Annotated in this window: 26 protein-coding genes; 15 read left to right on the top strand and 11 right to left on the bottom strand. The window is 55.5% G+C overall.

Annotation, left to right across the window (positions count from 1 at the left end):
- Positions 1-12: 12 nt before the first annotated feature.
- From INR77_RS00800 to INR77_RS00790, 3 genes are all read left to right on the top strand, one after another.
- Positions 13-585: a pyridoxamine 5'-phosphate oxidase family protein gene (locus tag INR77_RS00800; RefSeq protein ID WP_223072076.1), complete on the top strand. Its 573-nt coding sequence runs from the start codon at positions 13-15 to the stop codon at positions 583-585.
- Positions 586-833: 248 nt separating this feature from the next.
- Positions 834-1,172, top strand: a complete 339-nt coding sequence (locus tag INR77_RS00795) for a P-II family nitrogen regulator (protein ID WP_223072075.1) — start codon at positions 834-836, stop codon at positions 1,170-1,172.
- Positions 1,173-1,191: 19 nt separating this feature from the next.
- Entirely contained in the window at positions 1,192-2,514 is a 1,323-nt protein-coding gene (locus INR77_RS00790; protein WP_223072074.1) for an ammonium transporter, read from the top strand.
- Between the two features lie 153 nt (positions 2,515-2,667).
- Here the strand turns inward: INR77_RS00790 and INR77_RS00785 are convergent, their stop codons facing one another.
- From INR77_RS00785 to INR77_RS00775, 3 genes are all read right to left on the bottom strand, one after another.
- The gene (locus tag INR77_RS00785) at positions 2,668-4,257 is read right to left on the bottom strand and encodes a GMC family oxidoreductase (RefSeq protein ID WP_223072073.1); all 1,590 of its coding nucleotides are present in this window, start codon (positions 4,255-4,257) and stop codon (positions 2,668-2,670) included.
- A gap of 10 nt (positions 4,258-4,267) precedes the next feature.
- Positions 4,268-5,254, bottom strand: a complete 987-nt coding sequence (locus INR77_RS00780) for a sterol desaturase family protein (protein ID WP_223072072.1) — start codon at positions 5,252-5,254, stop codon at positions 4,268-4,270.
- Positions 5,255-5,694: 440 nt separating this feature from the next.
- Positions 5,695-6,126, bottom strand: coding sequence for a TIGR01244 family sulfur transferase (locus tag INR77_RS00775; RefSeq protein ID WP_223072071.1), 432 nt, complete (start codon positions 6,124-6,126; stop codon positions 5,695-5,697).
- Between the two features lie 301 nt (positions 6,127-6,427).
- Here INR77_RS00775 and INR77_RS15975 point away from each other — a divergent pair, with 301 nt between their 5' ends.
- The 7 genes from INR77_RS15975 to INR77_RS00740 all read left to right on the top strand — a co-directional run bounded on the left by INR77_RS15975 (position 6,428) and on the right by INR77_RS00740 (position 13,386).
- Positions 6,428-7,198 carry a cold-shock protein gene (locus INR77_RS15975; protein ID WP_223072070.1) on the top strand — a complete coding sequence of 257 codons (771 nt, stop codon included), beginning with the start codon at positions 6,428-6,430 and terminating at the stop codon, positions 7,196-7,198.
- A gap of 122 nt (positions 7,199-7,320) precedes the next feature.
- The gene (locus INR77_RS00765; protein ID WP_223072069.1) at positions 7,321-8,520 is read left to right on the top strand and encodes an aspartate aminotransferase family protein; all 1,200 of its coding nucleotides are present in this window, start codon (positions 7,321-7,323) and stop codon (positions 8,518-8,520) included.
- Positions 8,520-9,458, top strand: coding sequence for an ornithine carbamoyltransferase (gene argF, locus INR77_RS00760; protein ID WP_223073335.1), 939 nt, complete (start codon positions 8,520-8,522; stop codon positions 9,456-9,458). Before INR77_RS00765 ends, argF begins: the two co-directional genes overlap by 1 nt.
- A 57-nt stretch (positions 9,459-9,515) precedes the next feature.
- On the top strand, positions 9,516-10,412 hold the full coding sequence (locus tag INR77_RS00755; RefSeq protein ID WP_223072068.1) for an Hsp33 family molecular chaperone HslO: 897 nt from the start codon (positions 9,516-9,518) through the stop codon (positions 10,410-10,412).
- Positions 10,413-10,530: 118 nt separating this feature from the next.
- Positions 10,531-10,911, top strand: a complete 381-nt coding sequence (locus INR77_RS00750; RefSeq protein WP_223072067.1) for a hypothetical protein — start codon at positions 10,531-10,533, stop codon at positions 10,909-10,911.
- A gap of 59 nt (positions 10,912-10,970) precedes the next feature.
- Complete coding sequence (gene queC, locus INR77_RS00745) at positions 10,971-11,654, top strand: 7-cyano-7-deazaguanine synthase QueC (RefSeq protein ID WP_223072066.1); 684 nt, start codon at positions 10,971-10,973, stop codon at positions 11,652-11,654.
- A gap of 52 nt (positions 11,655-11,706) precedes the next feature.
- Positions 11,707-13,386 carry an MFS transporter gene (locus INR77_RS00740; RefSeq protein WP_370632257.1) on the top strand — a complete coding sequence of 560 codons (1,680 nt, stop codon included), beginning with the start codon at positions 11,707-11,709 and terminating at the stop codon, positions 13,384-13,386.
- Between the two features lie 299 nt (positions 13,387-13,685).
- On the opposite strand, the gene INR77_RS00735 is transcribed toward INR77_RS00740, so the two are convergent.
- The 4 genes from INR77_RS00735 to INR77_RS00720 form a co-directional block, all read right to left on the bottom strand.
- Positions 13,686-14,822, bottom strand: coding sequence for an OmpA family protein (locus tag INR77_RS00735; RefSeq protein WP_223072065.1), 1,137 nt, complete (start codon positions 14,820-14,822; stop codon positions 13,686-13,688).
- Between the two features lie 179 nt (positions 14,823-15,001).
- Positions 15,002-15,475, bottom strand: coding sequence for a DUF2793 domain-containing protein (locus INR77_RS00730; protein ID WP_255573843.1), 474 nt, complete (start codon positions 15,473-15,475; stop codon positions 15,002-15,004).
- Positions 15,417-15,854: a terminase large subunit domain-containing protein gene (locus tag INR77_RS00725; protein ID WP_370632256.1), complete on the bottom strand. Its 438-nt coding sequence runs from the start codon at positions 15,852-15,854 to the stop codon at positions 15,417-15,419. The genes INR77_RS00730 and INR77_RS00725 overlap by 59 nt, the downstream gene beginning before the upstream one ends.
- On the bottom strand, positions 15,851-16,333 hold the full coding sequence (locus INR77_RS00720) for a hypothetical protein (RefSeq protein ID WP_223072063.1): 483 nt from the start codon (positions 16,331-16,333) through the stop codon (positions 15,851-15,853). Before INR77_RS00720 ends, INR77_RS00725 begins: the two co-directional genes overlap by 4 nt.
- A gap of 251 nt (positions 16,334-16,584) precedes the next feature.
- Between INR77_RS00720 and INR77_RS00715 the strand changes: the two genes are divergently transcribed.
- The gene (locus INR77_RS00715; RefSeq protein WP_223072062.1) at positions 16,585-17,235 is read left to right on the top strand and encodes a YqaA family protein; all 651 of its coding nucleotides are present in this window, start codon (positions 16,585-16,587) and stop codon (positions 17,233-17,235) included.
- 44 nt (positions 17,236-17,279) lie between these two features.
- Here INR77_RS00715 and INR77_RS00710 read toward each other — a convergent pair whose 3' ends face one another.
- The 3 genes from INR77_RS00710 to INR77_RS00700 are packed head-to-tail and all read right to left on the bottom strand — an operon-like array spanning position 17,280 to position 19,568.
- The gene (locus INR77_RS00710) at positions 17,280-18,074 is read right to left on the bottom strand and encodes an enoyl-CoA hydratase/isomerase family protein (RefSeq protein ID WP_223072061.1); all 795 of its coding nucleotides are present in this window, start codon (positions 18,072-18,074) and stop codon (positions 17,280-17,282) included.
- A 15-nt stretch (positions 18,075-18,089) separates the two neighbouring features.
- Entirely contained in the window at positions 18,090-19,313 is a 1,224-nt protein-coding gene (locus INR77_RS00705; RefSeq protein WP_223072060.1) for an aminotransferase class I/II-fold pyridoxal phosphate-dependent enzyme, read from the bottom strand.
- A 12-nt stretch (positions 19,314-19,325) separates the two neighbouring features.
- Complete coding sequence (locus tag INR77_RS00700; RefSeq protein WP_223072059.1) at positions 19,326-19,568, bottom strand: acyl carrier protein; 243 nt, start codon at positions 19,566-19,568, stop codon at positions 19,326-19,328.
- A 96-nt stretch (positions 19,569-19,664) separates the two neighbouring features.
- Between INR77_RS00700 and INR77_RS00695 the strand changes: the two genes are divergently transcribed.
- The gene (locus INR77_RS00695; protein WP_223072058.1) at positions 19,665-20,279 is read left to right on the top strand and encodes a Pycsar system effector family protein; all 615 of its coding nucleotides are present in this window, start codon (positions 19,665-19,667) and stop codon (positions 20,277-20,279) included.
- Here INR77_RS00695 and INR77_RS00690 read toward each other — a convergent pair.
- Positions 20,276-20,644, bottom strand: a complete 369-nt coding sequence (locus tag INR77_RS00690) for a response regulator (protein WP_223072057.1) — start codon at positions 20,642-20,644, stop codon at positions 20,276-20,278. The two genes, INR77_RS00695 and INR77_RS00690, sit on opposite strands and share 4 nt — an antisense overlap.
- Positions 20,645-20,759: 115 nt before the next feature.
- Between INR77_RS00690 and INR77_RS00685 the strand changes: the two genes are divergently transcribed.
- From INR77_RS00685 to INR77_RS00675, 3 genes are read left to right on the top strand one after another with little or no spacing between them, the layout of a single operon-like run.
- On the top strand, positions 20,760-20,990 hold the full coding sequence (locus INR77_RS00685; protein WP_223072056.1) for a DUF3572 family protein: 231 nt from the start codon (positions 20,760-20,762) through the stop codon (positions 20,988-20,990).
- Positions 20,990-21,619: an HAD family hydrolase gene (locus tag INR77_RS00680; protein WP_223072055.1), complete on the top strand. Its 630-nt coding sequence runs from the start codon at positions 20,990-20,992 to the stop codon at positions 21,617-21,619. Before INR77_RS00685 ends, INR77_RS00680 begins: the two co-directional genes overlap by 1 nt.
- Positions 21,616-22,071, top strand: a complete 456-nt coding sequence (locus tag INR77_RS00675; protein ID WP_223072054.1) for a RidA family protein — start codon at positions 21,616-21,618, stop codon at positions 22,069-22,071. The genes INR77_RS00680 and INR77_RS00675 overlap by 4 nt, the downstream gene beginning before the upstream one ends.
- The last annotated feature ends 13 nt before the right edge of the window (positions 22,072-22,084 follow it).

Here is a 22,084-nt window from a genome sequence, read left to right as displayed (position 1 = left end):
GATCCCTTTGACGTGGCTGATTTCTTCGATGAGTTAAACGAAAAGCACGCAGCCATGATCAAGCAGCAAGCGGTGTTCTTCATCGCAACCGCTGCCAGTGATGGGCGCGTCAACCTAAGTCCGAAAGGCTATGATGCGTTTCGCGTGCTTTCCCCCACGCAGGTCGCCTATCTTGACCTTGGCGGGTCGGGGAATGAAACCCACGCTCATGTGATCGCTGATCAGCCCGACAAGGGGCGCATCACCATCATGTTCTGCAATTTCCAGCAACCGGCCCAAATATTGCGCATTTATGGCAAGGCTCGGCCAATTCTCCCGCAAGACAAGGAATGGGAAGGGCTGGCGGCCAATTTTACGCTTTTGCCCGGAACGCGTCAGATCTTTGTGATCGACGTCGAGAGCATTCAGACATCGTGCGGCTGGGGCGTGCCCTTCATGAGCCTTGAAGGCGAGCGTGACACGCTGGTCAAATATCATGGTCAAGCCGATCCTGCCGCGTGGGAGGCAAAGGTTGCCGCTCGTACGTCAAGCATTGATGGACTGCCAACTCGCGCATCTGACCGATATATTACGGGCGAGTCTTAAGCTTCGACAGATTATTACGAGCGAAGTGAAATTTTGAGGCAGATCGATCGCGCCTGCTTAAAAATTAAACAAAAGATTAAAAGTTAGGCACGCATATTTGTGCAACTGCACAATCGGGCTCAACGTCTTCACGCCGTGCTCTCGCGGATTCCCTAGCGAAAACTCCTCTCCGCCAGAAATGGCACGCTCTTTGCTCTTTGCGTTGGCGAGCCGGAATGGCCGGCTGAAACCTACAAGAGGGGGCAAGGATGAAATTCATCATCGCCATCATAAAACCATTTAAGCTCGACGAGGTGCGCGAAGCGCTGGGCGCGATCGGGGTCGCTGGAATGACTGTTTCTGAGGTCAAGGGGTTTGGCCGCCAGAAAGGGCAAACCGAAATCTATCGCGGCGCAGAATACTCCACCAATATGCTGCCAAAGGTAAAACTTGAGATTGCAGTGAGCGACGAGATCGCTGGCCAAGTGGTCGAAACCATCCAGCAAACCGCCAACACCGAAGCAATCGGTGACGGCAAAATCTTCGTTCTCGACCTCGCCTCCGCCACGCGCATCCGCACCGGCGAAGCTGGCGAAACCGCACTCTAAGCTCACGGGGAACAGGCTCATGAAAACACCTCTTCTTAAAGGCGCTGCTCTTCTTGGAGCTTCGGCGCTCATCGCACAGCCAGCTTTGGCTGCCGTGCCAGACGCGGAAGTTGTTTCCGCTGGCACCGCTTACATTTTTAACACACTGCTGTTCTTGATCGGTGGCTTCCTCGTAATGTGGATGGCCGCAGGCTTTGCCATGCTCGAAGCTGGCCTTGTCCGTGCAAAGAACACGTCAACCCAGTGCATCAAGAACATCGGCCTTTATTCGATTGCGGGTTTGATGTTCTGGGTGATCGGTTACTCAATTGCCTATCCTGGCTTCGCCGAGGGGTCGCTTGGCCTTTTTGGTGTCGCTGGTTTTCCATACGCAATGCAAGGCGTCGGCTCAGCGGACACGGAAACGGGTTACTCGGTCGCTTCTGACTGGTTCTTCCAGATGGTCTTCTGCGCAACCACCGCATCGATTGTTTCGGGTACGGTAGCAGAGCGTGTGAAGATCGTTCCGTTCTTCATCTTTGTTACCGTCCTTACCGGTATCATCTATCCAGTTGTTGTCAGCTGGGAGTGGGGCGGCGGCTATCTTGATAGCGTCCACGGCTTCAGCGACTTCGCTGGTTCAACCCTTGTCCACTCAACCGGTGGCTGGGCAGCTCTTGTGGGTGCGATCATCATCGGCGCACGTGCAGGCCGCTATGGCGCTGACGGCAAAGTGAACGTCTTTCCGGGCTCGAACATCCCGCTTGCAACGCTGGGTACCTTCATCCTGTGGCTCGGCTGGTTCGGCTTTAACGGTGCATCGCAGCTTGCGATGGGCACTGTGGGCGATGCCTCTGACGTTTCAAAGATCTTCGTCAACACCAATATGGCAGCAGCCGGCGGTGTGGTCGTTGCGATCATCCTGACGCAGGTTATGTACAAGAAAGCGGACGTCACCATGGCGCTTAACGGCGCGCTGGCTGGCCTTGTATCGATCACTGCCGAGCCACTTGCTCCGACTGTGGGTCAATCGATCCTTATCGGCGGCATCGGCGGCGTTATCGTGGTCTTCACTGTTCCGCTTCTCGACAAGTTCAAGATCGACGACGTTGTCGGCGCAATCCCTGTCCACCTCGTTGCAGGTATCTGGGGCACGCTGATCGTTGCCTGGACGGGTGATGCGACCTTTATGGGTCAGCTGGTTGGTGTTCTTCTCACCGCTGTCTGGGTCTCGGCTGCATCGGCTGTCGTCTGGCTCGCTCTTAAATACACCATCGGTGTGCGTCCTTCGGAAGAAGACGAGATGATGGGGCTCGATAAAGCTGAAATCGGCGTCGAAGCCTATCCTGAATTCGCTCGGTAAGAGCGCAAACAGTTTGGCGTAAGGGAGGAACCTCTCTCCTCTCTCTCCCTTCCTTACGCCAACCGACGTTCCTCCTGCGAACGAACAAACTAATGAAGGCCGGGGCGCTACTGACGCTCCGGCCTCTTTTTTATTGTATCAGGGATTGATTAATCAGGCGGTTTCAGCGGCCTTGATAAAGTCTGCGCAGCGTTCGCCGATCATGATGCTTGGGGCATTGGTATTGCCGCTAACAAGCTTGGGCATGATGCTCGCATCGGCGATCCAAAGCCCATCCAGTCCGCGCATTTTAAGTGTGGGATCGACCACCGCATCGCTATCTGCGCCCATTCGGCAGGTTCCAACCGGATGATAAACGGTGTCTGCACGCTCGCGGATCAATCGATCGAGCTCATCATCGTTATCAAGATTGACGGGATGGCGATCGGTGGGGCCGAAAGCTTGCATTGCCGGTGCCTCGACAATCCGGTGAGACAAGCGCACACCGTCCCGTAAGACGGCTATGTCGCGGTCATCGTCAAGGAAATTGGGATCGATTACCGGCGCTGCCGCCGCATCGTTGGAGCCGAGGCGAACTGTGCCATGGCTTTCAGGGCGAAGAACACAGGCATGGAGCGAGAAGCCGTGTGCATTCACTCTTTCGCGCCCGTGATCTTCAAGAACTGCGGGGACGAAATGCCATTGTACATCCGGGGCTGGCGCGCCGTCGGTGACCGTCCAGAACCCGCCTCCCTCAGCGTAAGGCGTGGTCATTGGCCCTGTGCGACTACGGCGATGCTCCAGAATGGCAGCGGCCATCTTGAGCGTCCCTTTCAATGTACCGCCAATCGGCACATCGCTTGTCGTTTCCCAGCCCGAAACATAGTCGATGTGGTCTTGAAGGTTTGAGCCTACAGCGGGCTTGTCCATCACGACATCAATGCCGTGTTCCTTCAGGTGAGCGGCAGGACCAATCCCTGACAGCATCAAGATTTGCGGCGAGTTGAATGCACCCGCTGAAAGCACCACGCCTTTGCGCGCATGAAGGACTTCCGATTTCTTACCGCGCCGGATTTGCACGCCTGTCACGCGGCCTTCCTCAATCACGAGCTTTTCGACCAGAGTGTTGGTGCGAATGTCGATATTGCCAAGGTCGCGAATGGGTTCGACATATGCGCGCGCGGCTGACCAGCGTTCGCCGTCGCGCTGCGTCACTTGGTAAAGGCCAAACCCTTCCTGCGTCTCGCCGTTGAAGTCATCATTGCGCTTCAATTGCAGCTCGCCAGCCGCCTCGACAAATGCCTCGCTTGCCGGGTTTACGCCGCGTTGGTTCGATACGAAAAGCGGTCCGCCCGCACCGTGATAGTCATCAGCGCCGCGCTCATTGCTTTCCGCTTTGCGGAAATAGGGGAGCACATCTTCATAGCCCCAGCCTGTGCACCCCATCGCTTCCCAATTGTCATAATCCCAGCGGTTGCCGCGGATATAGACCATCGCGTTGATAGCAGACGAACCGCCAAGCCCGCGTCCGCGTGGTTGATAGCCGATGCGACCATTGAGGCCCTTTTGGGGCACGGTTTCAAACTTGTAGTTCGACGAATTGCGGATGAAGGGCATGAAGCCCGGCGTCTTGATGATCATATTGTCGTTGCGGCCACCCGCTTCCAACAAACAGACGCGCCTGGTCCCATCGACGCCCAAACGTCCGGCAACAGCGCTGCCCGCACTGCCACCGCCAATGACGATGTAGTCAAAACTCTCCATGATCTCTCCTTCAGATTGAAGGGTTAGCAGCTTTCACAGAGCCTTCAATCGGGTTTCGATCAGCCACTGGCTTTGAATCCACAGTGGAACCGCTCAATTGACGCTGCCGCCACCGGTCACGGATCATGTCAGAGGTGTCGCGGCTGCCATCGTGGGACCAGCCCGGTTCGCGAAGGAGATAGGACAGCTTGTGCTTCCACGGCGCGCGGCAAATGTCGGTAATCATGCCGATCCATTCATGGAATACGGCATAAAGAAGGTTGAAGCTGCCCAATTGTTTGACGATTCCATAGCGGATGGGTTCGCCGCCTTCGTTGAGGCCTTTTTCAGCTTCGAAGGTGCCGAACATCTTGTCCCAGATAATGAAAACACCTGCGTAATTGCGGTCGAGATAGCGCGGATTGGTGGCGTGGTGGACCCGGTGGTGGCTGGGCGTATTCATCACCGCCTCAAACCATTTTGGCATACGATCAATGGCTTCGGTGTGGATCCAGAATTGATAGATGAGGTTAAACCCGCCGCAGATTGCGATCATCGCCGGGTGAAAGCCCAAAAGCACCAAGGGTATCGCAAACAAGAGGCCAAAGGTGAAAGCTCCCGTCCAACTTTGTCTAAGAGCCGTGGACAGATTGTAATGCTGTGAAGAGTGATGGTTCACATGGCTTGCCCACATCCAGCGGATCCGGTGTCCGGCGCGGTGCACCCAATAGTATTTGAGGTCATCAAGGACAAAGCATAGCGGCCAGGCCCACCAAACTGTCCACCACTCATCCCCTATGTCGAAGATGCGGTAATCGTAAGCTTCAATGAAAACATATGCGGCAAACCCTCCGAAGAGCGCGCCGGCCATCGTTGAGCCAAGCCCAAAGGCGAGGCTGACCAAGGTATCCATCGGCTCATAAGCTTCGGGCCGTTTGAATCGCGCCCAGATCATCTCGGCAAGGACTGCAATGACGAACAAAGGGACTGCATATTGGGTGGGAGAAAAGTCTGGCATCACGGGTGTCCTATAACCGGTTGATCGCGTCGACCCAAGGCGCAGGCTGATCAAGAGAGAGGCGAACGGATCCAAACCGCGCGTCGCCGCAGTCAACGATTATGGCGTCCACTTCCTCACTGACGCGCGCCTCGCTCGTAAGAATTCGACCAGCGAATTGATTGCCGTGACTTTTTATGATCATGATCCGGCCCTGATCATCTGATGCAAGCGCAGCGCGGCCGCCTTTCGCGATTGAGATGCGCAGCGCTTCAAATCCGTCCTCTACCTCGCTTGCAGCGAATCTCACCGATTCGTCAGTTTCAAAAAGGCGCGTTCCACCAAGTCTCAGCGCTCGCGCAATCAGAAAGAGCGTAAAGATCGCAAGCAACGATCCTCCAAACTGCAAAACAAGCGGTGGGATATTCATATGTCGGAACTTCGGGCGATGCGTTGTTCAATTAGCGCGCTGCAAGCATATCCAGCATTGGGCGGATCGGGCTCACATCGTATCCAGCTGACATTGCTGCCTGCGTTATCTCATCCGGGTTGCCACCCATTTTTGCCCTCGCCAATGCCCAAAGAAAGGTCGAGCGAGTGCCTGACCGGCAATAGGCGAGCACCGGGCCTTCGGCGCTTTCCAAAGCTTCGATCATGGCGTCGACTTGCTGCTCGCTAAAGCCAGAATGTCCAATTGGAATAGAGACATAGCCAATGTCTGCTGACTTGGCTTCGGCCTCGACATCTTCGCTTTGAGGCGCGCTCGGATCCTCTCCATCTGGACGATTGTTGACGATCAGGGTGATGCCAGCCGCCTTTGCTGCTTTAACACCGGCAAGCGAAATCTGCTCGCTCGCAAAGACGTTTTGGGAAAGGGGTTTAAAGTTTGACAAAGTAGTTGGGCTCCCATTTCGAGCGTCATTATTTCAGCGCATGATCATTTGTCACCAGGGCGTCTGGCTCTTGCTGTGTGCGGCTTTGGCGGACCAATTGCCAGTTCGAAAATGTCACAATTATGCTGCAACGAACGCAAACAGCTTAAATCGTTCGCATAGAATGCCTATGTGCGCTATGATGATGTGAGAAAAGGGCGCAATCAGATTCTTGATTGTACCCGAAACGTTTGGCGCGGCTCGTTGCCCCCGCTGTCAACGTTCGTGAATTTGGGCGACGTGATAAGGTATTTGCTCAGTTATGGGATACGATAGGGGACGTCGGCGCGGTCGGGATAAGCGCGACGGTTTCGGCGAAGACGGCTTCGATCCATTTGGCGGCGGTGATGGTTTTCCACCCCCGCGCGACTTCGGAAATGATCGTGGTGGTGACCGCTTTGGCGGCGGTGATCGCTACGGCGGCGGAGGCGGTGGCGACCGTTTCGGCGGCGGTGATCGTGATCGCGGCGGTTTTGGTGGCGGCCCACGCGGAGGGGGCGGTGGTCCTCGCGGCGGCGGCGGTGGCGGTTTCAACCGTATGCCTGCCCAAGTTGTCGGTACTGGCAAAGGCACCGTGAAATTCTTCAACGGCCAAAAAGGCTTCGGCTTCATCCAGCAAGAAACCGGCGGTGAGGACGTATTCGTTCACATCAGCGCGGTTGAACGCGCTGGTCTTGAAGGTCTTGCTGAAGGTCAGGAGCTTGAATTCAACCTCGTTGATCGCGGCGGCAAGATTTCAGCCCAAGATCTCCAGATTGTTGGTGAAGTGATCGCAGCTCCGCAAGCTGACGGTCCGCCCAAGCGCGAACTTACCGGCGATAAAGCAACCGGGACAGTGAAATTCTTCAACTCCATGAAGGGTTTTGGCTTCTTGGTTCGCGACGATGGCCAGCCTGATGCGTTCGTACACATCAGCGCGGTTGAACGCTCTGGCCTCACCGAGATTAACGAAGGCGAACGCTTTGAGTTCGACCTCGAAGTCGATCGACGAGGCAAATACTCTGCGGTCAATCTGGTGCCTGTGCAGGAATAGCCTGCCTCACCTTGCAGCCGCTTGACCAAGCTTGAGAGCGGCCTTGAAATTTTTCGGATGGCGGCTCATTTCTGGGCCGCCATTTGCTTTTGGCCCGACCACAAAATCCAGGATAAGAGATTATGACGATATCGCCGCTTATGCCAGTTTACCCACGTTGCGGAGTGCGTCCGGTCAAGGGCGAACACTGCCACCTGATCGATGAGGACGGCACGCGCTATTTGGACTTTGCCAGCGGAATTGCGGTGAACCTTTTGGGCCACTCGCATGAGGGATTGATCAAAGCGATCCAGACGCAGGCTGCTGAGTTAATGCACGTCTCCAACCTTTATGGCAGTCCGCAAGGCGAGAAACTGGCTCAGCAATTGGTGGATGCAAGCTTTGCTGACACAGTTTTCTTCACCAATTCAGGCGCCGAAGCGGTTGAAGGCGCGATCAAAGCGGCTCGTGCCTACCATCAAAATGCGGGCGATGCGGGTGACAAAGACCGGTTCGAGCTGATCACATTTGCAAATGCCTTCCATGGGCGGACCATGGCGACAATCAGCGCCTCGAACCAAACCAAAATGCACCACGGGTTTTCGCCGCTTTTGGACGGGTTCAAGTATGCCGAGTTTGATGATCTGGAATCGGCCAAAGCATTGATGGGCCCGCACACGGCGGGTTTTCTTGTTGAACCGATCCAAGGCGAAGGCGGGATTCGTCCCGCGTCCGATGCCTTTATGAAAGGCCTTCGCGCGCTTGCCGATGAGCATGATCTCATGCTGGTGCTCGACGAAGTTCAGTGCGGTGTCGCGCGCACTGGTAAAATGTACGCCTATGAGCATTACGGCATTGAGCCAGATATTGTGGCGACGGCAAAGGGGCTTGGCGGCGGCTTCCCGCTGGGCGCTGTGCTGGCGACGGAAAAGGCGGCCCGCGGGATGACCTTTGGCACGCACGGATCGACCTATGGCGGTAACCCGCTCGCTATGGCGGCGGGCAGCGCAGTGATGGACGCGGTTGCAAACCCTGAATTTCTTGGTGAAGTTGCTGAAAAGGGTGAGCGTATTCGGACGCGGCTTGAGCAGTTCATCGGAAATTACCCAGATCTTTTTGAGCTTGTACGCGGCAAGGGGTTGATGCTGGGCATCAAAATGAAAGTCGAAAGTCGGCCATTCTTCGTGCACCTGCGCGACAACCACCAATTGCTGACGGTCGCAGCGGGCGACAACACGCTTCGGGTCATCCCGCCGCTTGTGATTGGCGATGCTGAGATCGAGGAATTCTTCGACAAGTTGTCCGCAGGTGCGGCTAGTTTCAAAATCCCGGAAGCAGCATGATGTCGACACCCTTCCAGCACTTTCTCGACCTTGGCGATGCAGGCCCCGATGCGATTGCGGCGATGATTGCAAACGCGATTGATCGCAAGAAAGCGCGCGCTGATTTTCCCAAGGGTATGGCCGACACCGACCGCCCATTGGAAGGCCGCGTGCTTGCATTGGTGTTTGAGAAAAACTCCACCCGCACCCGGGTAAGCTTTGATATCGCCATGCGGCAATTGGGCGGTACGGTTTTAATCCTCGAAGCAGGGTCAAGCCAGCTTGGCCGCGGGGAAACCATCGCGGACACCGCCCGCGTGCTCAGCCGAATGGTCGATGCAATCATGCTGCGCACCGATGATCACGCCAAGATCGAGGAAATGGCGCGCCATGCCAGCGTACCAGTAATCAACGGTCTTACCGATCGTTCGCACCCTTGCCAGATTGTTGCCGATCTTCTCACTGTAATTGAACATGGGAAGGCGCTTCCCGGCCTCGAACTCGCGTGGTTTGGTGACGGCAACAATGTCCTCCACTCGATCCTTGAGGCGGCAGGATTGATGAAGTTCAACGTCCGGGTTGCGACCCCTGCTGGCTTTGAGCCTGAGAAGGAGTTCGTCGATATGGCGCGTGCAGGCGGTGCCAGTGTTACCTTGACGAATTCGGCGAGTGTGGCGGCATCGGGCGCAGATGTGCTTGTAACCGACACCTGGATTTCCATGGGTCAGACCGATGCCGATGAAAAACGCCGAGCGATGGAGCCGTTTCAGGTCAATGAAGACTTGATGGCCCAAGCAAAATCCGACGCGATCTTTCTTCACTGCCTTCCGGCTCATGTCGGCGAGGAAGTCAGCGAAGATGTCTTTGAGGGCGAGCAATCGGTCGTATTCGATGAAGCAGAAAATCGCATCCATGCTCAAAAGTCGGTGCTCTTGTGGTGCTTTAACAAGCTAGACTGAGCTTTGGGTGGAAAGGGGGCTTACCGAACAGCCTCCTAACCACCATATGCGGCGGTGATGAATACAAAAGCTGAAACTTTTTCCGATAAGCTCTTGGGCTTTACTGTCCCAGACCGCAGTGCGCGCGGACGCATGGTGCGTCTTGACCGTGTGGTAGATGAGGTACTCGCTGCGCACGATTATCCTGCGCCTGTCACTCACCTTCTTGAAGAGGCGCTGGTTTTAACCGCGCTGATGGGCGGCCTTCTGAAGGCTGACGGCGAGGATGCGCAGCTCACCATGCAAGCGCAAACCAAAGTGGGGGCGGTTTCGCTCCTAGTGTGCGATTATCGCGCTGGCGCTTTGCGCGGCTACGCAGATTTCGACTCTGAGCGTCTATCAGAACTCGGAGCGAACCCCACTTTGCCTGCGCTCTTTGGCGAGGGGTATCTTGCAATCACCTTTGAAACAGGGGCGGGGCAGCGGTATCAGGGTATCGTGCCGCTAGAGGGAGATGGTCTGGCGCAAGCGTGCGAAGCCTATTTCAGCCAGTCAGAGCAAATCCCCACGCTCATCCGCGTCGCCAGCCGTTCTGGCGGTAAAGGAGGCGTGGCAGCTGGGCTCTTGATCCAACATCTTGCCGACGGTGAAGAAGGGCGTGAGCGCTTGCACGTGCGGATGGATCATCCTGACTGGGAGCACGTTGCCACCATGGCTGGTTCGATCAGTCATGACGAGTTGCTCGATAAAGAGCTCTCGCTGGAAACGCTCGTCTGGCGTCTTTTCCATGAAGAAAGCGAGGTGCGCGTCCAGTCAGGAAGCGAGCTATCGCGCGGTTGCCGCTGCAGCGCGGAGTATTACGCCTCGGTTCTCTCGCGCTTTCCCGAAGGCGAGCGCGATGAGATGCGCAACGATTCGGGGATCATCTCGGTCGATTGCGCGTTTTGTGCGAAGACGTTTGAGCTTTCTGTCTAACGGTTTATCGCTGTTCAGGAACGACTCATCGTAGAAGTGTAAATTGTCACAAGGAATCGACACGGGTTTAGCCGAGGTATTCATGATGAGTGCAAGCCGAAAAATTTCACCTGTTGGCATGACTGCCGCGATCGGCATGGTCATGCTCGGCCTTGCCTTGCCCGTTGCTGCTCAAAGCGACAGCCTTTCTATGCTGAGCGGATTGTCGAAGGGCGAATGGACTATAAAGCATCGTGACGGCTCAGCAGACCGTAAGATTTGTGTGAAATCGGGCCGCGAACTCATTCAATTGCGCCATAAAGAGCCGGATTGCAGCCGCTTCGTGGTTGAAGATAGCAAGAGCAAGATTACCATCCAGTACACGTGTCCGGGCAATGGATACGGACGCACCAATATTCGCAAGGAAACAGGTGCGCTGGTACAGATTGAAAGTCAGGGCATTGCATCGGGCCTGCCATTCCAGTTCGCAGCCGAAGCGCGTCGCACAGGAAGCTGCTGACTCGTCAAAGCGCCTAGTCGGGATTGCCAATCGGCAAATTGCCGCTAAGCCGCTTTGCTATGACATCCACTCAATCACCGGCAATTGTCCTCCTATCAGGGGGGCTTGATTCCATGGTTTCGGCTGCACGGGCCATTGAAAGTGGCTTTGCGGTGCACGCTTTGACCGTCAATTACGGACAGCGTCACAGGATAGAGTTGGATCGCGCGCAGACAATCGCGGAGCGTCTGAGCCTTGCTAGCCACACCGAGGTTTCGCTGGATCTCAGGGCGTTCGGCGGCTCGGCTCTTACCGATGATATTGACGTCCCAAAGTCGGGGGTCGAGGATCACATCCCGGTCACCTATGTGCCTGCGCGAAACCTGGTATTTCTTGCCCTTACTACCGCCTGTGCAGAAGCCAAGGGTGCCCGTGATATTTTCATCGGTGTAAATGCGCTTGATTATTCAGGATACCCGGATTGCCGTCCTGAATTTATCGAAAGTTTTGCGCAAACAGCGAGGCTCGGCACCAAAGCTGGCGTTGAGGGGAGGCCGCTCGCTATCCATGCGCCTTTGCAGCATATGACAAAGGCCGACATAGCCAAAGAGTGCATACGGCTTGGATTGGACCCTGCGTGGAGCTGGTCGTGCTACGATCCCACTTCCGAGGGACACCCTTGCGGCAAATGCGATTCTTGTCGTTTGCGTAAAAAGGGTTTTGCCGAAGCAGGAATTGTCGATAGCACCATCTACGCGGACTGAGACATAGGTAAGCGCATCGTGATGCTGATGCTAAAATTTGGGAGAGATTTCGTTGAGTGACAATACTGCTGTGCCGACAGGGGCAGACGATCAGGCCCCCGTCAGCCTAAGCGACGCCGAGGTTCCGGCATACAGCTGGTATGCGCTGAGCGTTTTAGTGCTGATCTATGTCCTCAACTTCATTGATCGCCAAATTCTCTCCATCCTTGCTAACGATATCAAGGCCGATCTTGGTGTCGATGATGCCTATCTGGGCTTTCTTTACGGCACCGCGTTTGCGATCTTTTACGCTCTTTTCGGGATACCGCTTGGCAAGTTAGCTGACAGTTGGAAAAGAGTTCGCTTGATGACCCTGGGGTTATCGCTGTGGTCAGCGATGACGGCTCTATCGGGATTTGCAAAAGATGCAGGGCAGCTGACCGTAGCACGCATTGGCGTCGGGGTCGGCGAGGCAACCGCAAGTCCTTCAGCCTATTCGCTGATATCGGATTGGTTTCCCGCCCGCTTACGCGCTACTGCGCTCGCGATCTATAGCTCTGGCCTTTACATCGGCGGCGGGATTTCGCTCGCGATTGGCGGCATGGTTGTTGATCGATGGAATCAGACATTCCCCGATGGCGGCCCGCTTGGGCTTGCTGGTTGGCAAGCGGCCTTCATAGCCGTTGGCTTGCCCGGATTGTTGCTCGCTGTGTGGGTGATGACCCTTCGGGAACCCGTGAGAGGCGCAATTGACGGAATTGAGACGCCTGAGGATCCTCATCCGTTTCGCGGCTTTGTGAGGGAGCTTACCACTGTGATCCCCGGTTTCACCTTTTTTGGGGCTGGTGCTCGCGGGGTTGGAGCTTTGATGATTAACATTGCTGTGCTTTTGCTCATGCTTGCAGTCGGTCACGGCCTGACCTTGGTACTCGACACCGGGCAAGGCTTTATTATGGAGGCGATTGCAAATGGCTCTGGTATCGCGGTGCCAGCCATCACTGACCAATGGCTTTTGCTCGCAATTGGCTATTATGCCGTTTTCAGCTGGGCTTGCGCACTGCGCGTCCGTGATTATCCGACATTCGCTCTCACTTGGGGCTCGCCTGCATTTTTGTGCACCATTTTGGGCTACAGCACAGTTTCGTTTGCAGCCTATGCTGCAAGCTATTGGGGTGCCCCTTACGCGGAGCGTGTGTTTGAAGTTTCCAAGGGCAGCCTCGGCTTCTGGCTTGGCGGCGGCGGGGCGGTTGGCGGTTTTCTTGGCGTTATTCTCGGGGGTAGGATGGCCGATTTGCTGCTTGCCAAAACGAGCGCAGGCAGAATTTGGGTCGTCATGTTCGGGCTCTTGAGCCCATTGCCATTTGCATATGTGCAGTACACGACAGAAAGCTATTGGCTGTTTATCGCCCTGAACATCGTGGTTGGCGGTTTGGCCGCTTCTGCTCTGGGAGCCGCGGCTGCAGCGAGCCAGGCTCTTGTTCTTCCGCGTATGCGCGGTACTGCGACCGCAACATTCTTTCTCGCGACGACGCTGGTAGGCTTGGCTCTTGGTCCGTTCACTGCTGGTTACGTTTCCACGATCAACTCTGATAATTTGAGCGTGGGCGTGCTTTCAACCCTCTGGATTGCGCCAATTGGGTTGGTCTTGCTGATAGCGGCACTCAAGCTCACCCCGGAGGCTAGCCGGACGGTTGTGTCGCGTGCTGCGGCTGCTGGTGAAGTGGTTGACCGAAACGATCCGAATTTCAGCTAGTGTCGAGTTTGGCTGTCAGAACCGTTGGGTGAAGCACGCGCAGGTTGCGCGTAATATAGCCGCTTGAGGGTTGGCAAAGTATTTACCGCTTAGACCTTGACCGTCTGAAGCACCTTGCTGCGTCTGCGACGTTGCGATGGGCGGGCTTGGCGGCCGGGACGAGCGAGGCGTTCCGTGAAGACGGCGCGTAGTCGTTGAGTTCCAGTAAGCGCTGCGTAGCCTCTCAAAACAAGGGTTGCGCACAAACAAAAAGGGCCGGATCGCTCCGGCCCTTTTCAATTTGCTTATGAAAGCTGAGCTTACATTCCAGAACCTGGACCGTAAGTGACTTCCACGCGGCGGTTTTGCAATTCGCGAACACCGTCAGCGGTTGGTACGCGTGGTTGCGATTCGCCGAATGCTTCGCTCGAAATACGAGCGCCTGGGATGCCACGGCCGGTAAGATAATCGGTCACGCTGGCGTTACGACGTGCTGCAAGTGCCTCGTTATAAGAGACGCTACCTGCACGGTCGGTGTGACCAGCAAGCATGACCGCAGCAGTACCGCAATTCGCGTAAGCCGTAACCGCGTTGTCCAGGATCGTCGCTGCGTCTGCAGTGATCACCGACTCATCGAAATCAAAGAAGACGATGTAAGGGCCAGTGTTGCACGGCGGCGGCGGTGGAGGCGGTGGAGGTGGCGGCGGCGGCGGTGGCGGTGGAGGCGGAGGTGGCGGCGGTGGCGGTGGAGGCGGCGGAGTTTCGCCACCGAAGTTGTACGTCAACGTGCCAAGCAGCGAGTGAGTGACGAAGGTCGAGCTCAGATCGCGGCCAACCGGATCGATGATGTCAACGCCTGGAGCCACAAAGTAACGATACTTCAGACCAACATCCCAGCTGTCGCTGAGTGGTGAACGGATACCAGCAAGCAGCTGATACGCAAAGCCAGTGTCCGAATCGTCCCATACACCTGGGCCATTCTGATTGACGCGGCCTTCGTAATCGACGCGAGCGATACCGACACCACCGCCAGCAAAGCCTTGCAGTCCGTCGTCATCACCAAAGTCGAGAAGCCCGTTCACCATGAAGCTCAGAGCGCTTGACGTACCCGTTGCAGGACGAGTTTCCTGACCGAAGAAGTTCACGCCACCGTCGCCGGTGAAGTTGAGCGGAAGGCCGGCCGAGCCTGCCTCGACGTTTTCGAGAGCTGCACGACGATAGCTTGTCTCAGTCTCGAGACGGAAACCACCGAAGTCATAGCCAACAGCCGCACCAAGGTCGAAACCTGTGTCGTGCGAAGAAATAGCCTGATCCGGAGTGCCGTTAATATCAAAATCGACGTCCTCAACGATCATCGCACCGGCATCACCTTGGATGTACCACTGGCCCTCGCGGGCCATGGCCGGTGTTGTCAGAGCCGTTGAAGCCATCGCCAAACCAATGACGAAATTGCGCATTATGGAAATCCCCTTATTCAAGTTGAGGCGCTCGGCTTGTCTAACTTCTCGGTTATGTACAAGCAAGCACACAATGTGATCTACTGTTGCAAGATTGCCTCTAATTAGGTGTTTCAGCCGGAAAAGTTCCATAAAAATGAGATTCTTGGCTCGACGGGCCAAGCGCTAGGGGGCTTTACCTACAGAGGCCTTTCAAAAATCCCCGCCGTTTCAAGGGCCTCAATCAGGCTTGCCAGCACTGCTCTTGCTTCGACATCGATCACACTTCCACCGGAGGGAGCCGCTGGTGTCACAGCTGCTGTCCAAGTGTCTGTAAAGAAATAGGTTGTTCGAGCACTGGTATCAAAGACGCTCATACCCTCTTGCGCGGCTATATATTCCCAAGCGCCGCCCACATGAATGGCGATTGCGCCATCGCGCCCCTGCCATTCGTCGGTAGCATTATCGAGAATGCGATAGCGTGAACCTTCAATCGGCTCGGAGGGGGGTGTTGCAAGCGAATCGTCAATCACCCCGGTTAAAAGTGCATCAATTGCGGAAAATGCATGATTGATAAATGGCTCCTTCTGCGCCTGTCCTGCAGGCGTGACTGAATTAGGGCCCGCGCAAACTCTCTGGTTCAGCGGCAGAAAACAATTGCGCCTGCGCTCCATTGGGAAACCGCACACGGCGCAAGGATGCTTCGAAAACAGGTTGGCTCTCAGGAGAACAGCAGGCAAGCAAACCACTTTCTCCTTCGACCATAACGGAACGTGCTTCTGATAATGAGGACGAGATAAGCGCAATGCGCGCCTCGCAATTCTCTTCTGCAACCATGCGCACCCATTCAGCGCCGGCTCTGGTTTTGCCGAAACCTCGTCCGGCAAGGATCAACCAGGTGCGCCAATCACCAGATGGCGGCAATTGGGGTTCGCGCGCTTGCATGAACCAATGCCAATCGAATTCCTTGCGTTCATCAGCGTTGAGCGCAGCAACCACCCGGTCGCGCGTTTCAGGCGGTGCAGACAATATCCAATCGAACCGTTCACTCACGCGAGCCTGCCTGTTTTTGCGCGTTCTTTTTCGCGGCGAACCTGTTCGCGAATGGCATCAACCTTGCGGTCAATCGACGCGCGAACTTCAATCGCGCTTACATTGCGTTGCTGCGCCTGCGCACGCGCTGCATTTTCGCGATGCGCAGCGAGCAAACGGATGGCGTTGGCAAAGTCATATTTGTCGCCATCGGCTGTTTGCAGCCTGCCTTCGCGCAAGCGGCCGAGGATTTCCATTTCCAGATGGGTGTAGCCTTCCCACAAAGCCGCAAGCCACTGACGGGCAAATTCGGGCTCTTCGCGTCGAATTTTGTACGCCCGGCTGGGATTAATCCCGGCCTTCTGTGCGGATTGTGTGACGTTTGAGCTTTCGGCAAGATAATCGAGGAAAAGCCCGCGCCAGTGACGGTTGAGCTTGGCGTTCTCTCCTTCTTTGAGTTGGCTCTTTATCTTGGTTCTTTGCCTTCTGCGACCGGCCATAGGTGTTCTCCGTACCCAGAAAACAAAAAGGCAGCGCTCCAAGATGGAGGCTGCCGAACGAGAGGTGCGTGGTTGCTTGGGAGCGACTCACACTTTTGCGATGTTGTCTTTTTCTAGCCAAATAGCGCGACGATGTCAATAGAAAATAACCAAATAGGTTAGTTTTTTGAGGTTGCGTCTCTCGTGGGGCTGACCTAGTCCCCGCTGTTCCACGGGCAAATTGCACGCGGAATTATTGGGATCACACGCAAATGGCTTGGCTCAGAGGTTTGTACAATTGGACGCTCGAAAAGGCGGCGCATCCTCATGCGGTTTGGTGGCTGGCGTTCTTCAGCTTCATCGAATCGAGTTTCTTCCCAATTCCTCCCCACCCCCTGCTTGGCCTGATGTGTCTGGCTGAGCCCAAAAAAGCGATCCGTTTTGCAGCGATCTGCACGCTTGCATCGGTCGCGGGCGGATTACTCGGCTACGGCATCGGGTATTTCCTTTATGAAGCCGTGGGCGCATGGGTGATTGGTCTATTGGGGCTTACAGAGAGCTTCCCGGTCGCGGCGTGCTACATCCGTGAGCAGGGGGCGATGGCGGTTTTCTTTGCCGCAGGCACTCCGGTGCCTTTCAAGCTAATGACCATTACCGCCGGGTTTATCGAAATGAACCTTGCGACCTTTACTTTGGCTGCGCTTGCTGGACGATCGCTCATCTTCATGGTGGTCGGCATTCTGTTCCAGATCTTCGGCGCGCCGATCAAGGCGATTATCGACAAATATCTGGGCTTGCTCACCACGCTTTTTGTCGTGCTTGTCGTCGGTGGCTTCGTGCTGTTCACCCAATTGGCCAGTAGCGATGAGGATACAGGCGAGGCGCATATCTGCGATACGGCAACCAATGTCAGAGGCTCTTGAGCCTAACTATTGGTGCACAAAGCCGCACTTTATCGCCAATTTGGTTAGCGATCCCGATAATCGGGTTTGCGCTTTTCCAGAAAGGCGCGCTGCGCTTCGGTTGAATCTTCAGTTTGTGAAAGAAGCACTTGCTGGCGATCTTCAAGCGCCAGCGCCGCTTCGAAACCGGGGGCATCGATATTCCGGTTGAGCGCATCCTTGCTAAGCCGAAGACCCATAGGCGCGGTTAATAGCATCTCGTCGATGATTTCTTGCGCAGCGGAACCCAAACGGTCGGCTTCAACCACAGCGCTTACAAACCCGTTTGAAAGTGCACGCGCAGAATCAACAAAACGACCGGTAAGGATCATCTCAGAGGCGAGAGATGATCCCACGAGGCGCGGAAGAAAGTAACTCGACCCCATATCGCAGCCGCCAAGCCCGATCTTGATGTAAGCTGCATTCATCCGAAAATCGGGCGTGCAAAAGCGGATGTCGCTCGACAGCAGAAGCGATAGTCCCCCGCCGCACGCGGCCCCTTGCGCCAAGGCGATGATCGGTTGAGGGCATGAACGCATCAGCTGCATGACCGTCGCTATGCTACGCTGGGTGCGCCAGGTGTGCTGAACCGAGCCAACCCCCTCAGCTGGGCGCCAAGCTTCCAGATCGAGCCCTGCACAAAATGCGCGGCCCGCTGCTTTCAAAACGACGATGCGGATGTCGTGGCGATCATGGAGCTCACGAAAATAGCCATCGAGCGCTGCGATCAGCGTCTCATTCATGGCGTTCAAACGATCCGGGCGGTTCAGCGTGACGGTTGCAACCGCACCGTCTTCTTTGACCAGAACCGGATCTGCCATGGGCCCGCCTTTTGCTTAAATGATTCCAACCGCTTTGCCGGCGCGCTCAAACATGGAGAGGATGGTCTGCACTTCGTCGGCTGAATGTTCGGCACACAGTGAACACCGCAGCAGCGTCATCCCAGCAGGCGTTGCTGGAGGCCGGGCAAGGTTCACATAAAGACCCTCTTTCAAAAGCGCCTCCCACATCATCGCGCCTTGCTCAAGATCAGGCATAATGACCGCGATAATCGCGCTTTGGGGGGTGTCTGTGCCGAGTTTGAAGCCAAGATCGGTCAACCCCTTATGCAAAGTGCGGGAATTCTCCCAAAGATGCGCACGCTTGTTTGCGCCGTGCATCAGTTTGCGGATCGAAGTCGCAGCGGTGGCAACCACGCTTGGCGGCAGCGACGCTGTAAAAACGTAAGGACGGCAAACAAGACGCATCACGTCAAATTTCGGGTGGTTTGACACACAGAAACCGCCGACCGTGCCGACGCTTTTTGAGAACGTGCCGATAATAAAATCGACGTCGTCAATCACGCCCTGCTCTTCGCAAACGCCGCGCCCGTTTTCTCCGATAAAACCCATCGAGTGCGCTTCATCGACCAGCACCATGGCGCCATATTTCTTGGACAGCGCAACCATCTCTTTAAGCGGAGCGACATCGCCCAGCATCGAATAGACGCCCTCAAGAACAACCAGCTTGCCAGCATCCTCTGGCAAACGGCGCAGGCGTTTTTCCAACGCCTCAATATCATTATGGCGAAAGGGAACGATTTCAGCATTGCCCATCGCGCAGCCATCGTAGATCGACGCATGGCTGTCGATGTCGAGGATGACATAATCGCCTTTGCCAGCGATCGTGGAAATGATCCCGAGGTTTGCCTGATAGCCGGTTGAGAAGACCATCGCATGGTCCATCCCGTAAAATTCTTTGAGCGCTTCTTCGCATTCCTTATGACCCTGATAGGTGCCATTAAGAACGCGGCTTCCAGTGGTGCCTGAACCAAAGTTTTCCAATGCGTCCTTGCCCGCCTCAAGCACGTCCGGGTCGAACGTCATGCCCATGTAATTGTAGGTGCCGAGCAGGATAGTATCACGCCCATTGCAAATCGCGCGGGTCGGCGAGAGCACCTTTTCCATGACAAGATTGTAAGGGTCTTCCACGCCAGTCGCGAGCAAGCCTTCGCGTAGCTGGATCAGTTCATCAAACTTGGAAAATAGGTCGCCTTTGGGCGCAGTGGCAGTGTCAGTCATAAATGGCTCTTATCAGCTATCCTGCAACTTGTGCACTGCCGTTACCAATTGGCCGTAATTCTCAATCTCTGCCTGTTGGTTCATGCTGATGATGATGTCGAACTCGTCCTCAATCTCGGCCACGAAATCCATGACGGTGAGGCTGTCAAACTCAAGATCGTTGGCAAAGGTGGTGCTGTTTTCGATTGTTACGCCCTTCTTGTTGAAGGGTTCGATCAGAGCGCGGATGCGTTCGTCGACTTCGGCTTCGGTCATGCGATGGGTGCTTTCTTACAAGAATACGGCGCGGGTCGGTGCTAGGTTGCACTAGCCAAAGCTTGAGCGGGGCGAACTTGTCAAGCTTAGAGCCAAGTGGCAATCACGGTTGCACGGGTGATATGGGGCACGAAATATATGGCACAAGGCGGGATAGATTTGGCACAAGCCGGGGCTGACGGTGCAACAGCCCGGCGCGAGGAACCACCGCGCACATTTTCAAATCATGCGATCCATTTGGTCAGAACGGCTCAGGTTCAAACCCTGTCGCTCTCTTCGATGGCAGATAATAAGGCTTCGATCCTGATTGGTGCGACGTTTGTCGTCTTCTCAATGTCGATCACCAATCTTTTTGGCGGCGGCGCGACTTGGGCGGTTTTGTCACTGGCGGCGACGGCGTTTATCTCCTCCCTTTTTGCGGTCCTGTCGGTCATCCCTTCTGTGCCGAAGGCGCCCGAGGATAAAAAGCACTTTAACTATCTGTTTTTCGGGCATTACGTCGCGCTAGAAACGGATGAATGGATTGAGGATATGCTCGAAAGGTTCGAAACCGATGAAGGTCTGTTTCGCACCATGTTGACCGACATTCATCAAGGCGGTCAGGTGCTGGCAGCCAAGAAGTACAAATACCTCAATTACGCCTATCGCACCTTTGTATGGGGCGTGTTTGTGACCTGGATTGTCTTCGCTTACGAAAACTTGGTGCTTTAATTCGGCAAAAGGTCTTTCACTGCGTTCATAAACGGAATGATCGACACAGGTTTCGATAAATAGCCGGTTGCCCCTGCTTCCCTGATTCGTTCCTCATCGCCCTTGGCTGCAAATGCCGTGACCGCCAAAACCGGAATCTCGCGCAAGGCCGGGTCTTTTTTCGCCGCCTCGATCAAATCAACGCCAGAAACCCCTGCAAGCTGAATATCCATGATGATAAGATCAGGAACAGCGATGCGCGCCTTGTCCAGCACCTCATGCCCATCAGCGATAGGCTCCACCTCGAAACCTTGCGCCTGTAAGACATCGCAGAACAATTTCCGGTTGAGGTCGTTATCCTCAACAACCATAATTCGCTTTGTCATCAGGTTCGCCTGTTCATTGCTACCATCGCACACCTAATCGTAGGGGAAGCCCATCACAATCCCTGATCCCACTGATCGCTCAGGCGTCTATGACCCGGTCGTAAGAGCGAAGACCTTGGCTCTCGCTGCGCTTGGCTGGATCCTTCAGGATACTGACCGGGCCGAGCGCTATCTGTCGCTTACCGGGCTTGATCCTGATGCTCTTCGCGCGGGACTTGATGATTCAACCGTCCTGGGCTCAGCGCTTGAATTTCTGGCAAATCACGAACCAGACCTTATACGCGCTGCCGAAGCGCTGGCGGTGACGCCGGAGGAATTGATCGAAATGCAAAGGATATTGTCCTGATGAGCCGCCCACTGATTATCAGCGATTGTGATGAGGTGATCTTGCACATGGTTGCACCCTTCAAGGTGTGGCTTGAGGAAACACAGGGCGTCGAATTCAACCTTGGCACTGGCGACTTTTCCAAAGCGTTGCGTTGGCGCGAGACGGGCGAATTTCTTGCCCCTGAAGAGATTTGGAAAAAGCTCGGCGGCTTTTTTGCAACCGAGATGGATAGCCAAAGCCCTATCGCCGGCTCAATCCACGCCCTCAACACGCTGGCAGAAGAGGCCGATGTCGTTGTGTTGACCAATCTGGTTGATGCAAACCGTGAAAAGCGCGCGGAGCAATTGGCCGCACACGGGCTCCATGCAAAGGTGTACACCAATCAGGGACCAAAGGGCCCGGCAATGGCCAAGATCATCGAAGAATTTAGGCCCAGTAGAGCGCTGTTCATCGACGATCTGGCTCAGCATCACGCCTCTGTGAAAGAGGTTACGCCTCACGTCAAACGCCTTCATTTTTGCGGTGAGCCCATGATCTCATCGGCAATTCCTTGCGCTCATAAGGCAGGCCATGCCCATGCAAGGATTGATATATGGGACGAAGCTCTGCCTTGGCTCTCGCAACAACTGAAAGAGGATGCAGCATGAGCATTGAAAACCGATTGAACGAGCTTGGTATTGTTTTGCCTGAAGCAGCAGCCCCTGTCGCGAGCTACGTGCCTGTCGTCGTCGAAGGCGGCTTTGCCTATGTTTCGGGTCAGTTGCCTTTCGTGGAAGGAAATCTCGTGACTGGGCGACTGGGCGAAAACGTCGATCTTGATGGCGGTATGAAGGCTGCGCGCGCTTGCGGGTTGATGATCCTGGCCCAGTTGAAAGGCGCAGGGGTGCTTGAGAACGTAAGCCGCGTTGTGAAGCTTGGCGCTTTCGTCAATTCGACCGTTGATTTCACTGACCAGCCCAAAGTCGCCAATGGCGCCTCTGACCTGATGCTCGAAGTCTTCGGTGATGCGGGTCGCCATGCACGGGCCGCAGTGAGCGCACCGTCATTGCCACTAGGGGCGGCGGTGGAAGTGGACGCAGTTGTCGCCCTGCGCTCCTAATCGTTGAGCCGAC

Source organism: Erythrobacter sp. SCSIO 43205 (assembly GCF_019904235.1).
Taxonomy (GTDB): Bacteria; Pseudomonadota; Alphaproteobacteria; order Sphingomonadales; family Sphingomonadaceae; genus Erythrobacter.
This window is presented reverse-complemented; position numbering and strand designations above follow the sequence as displayed.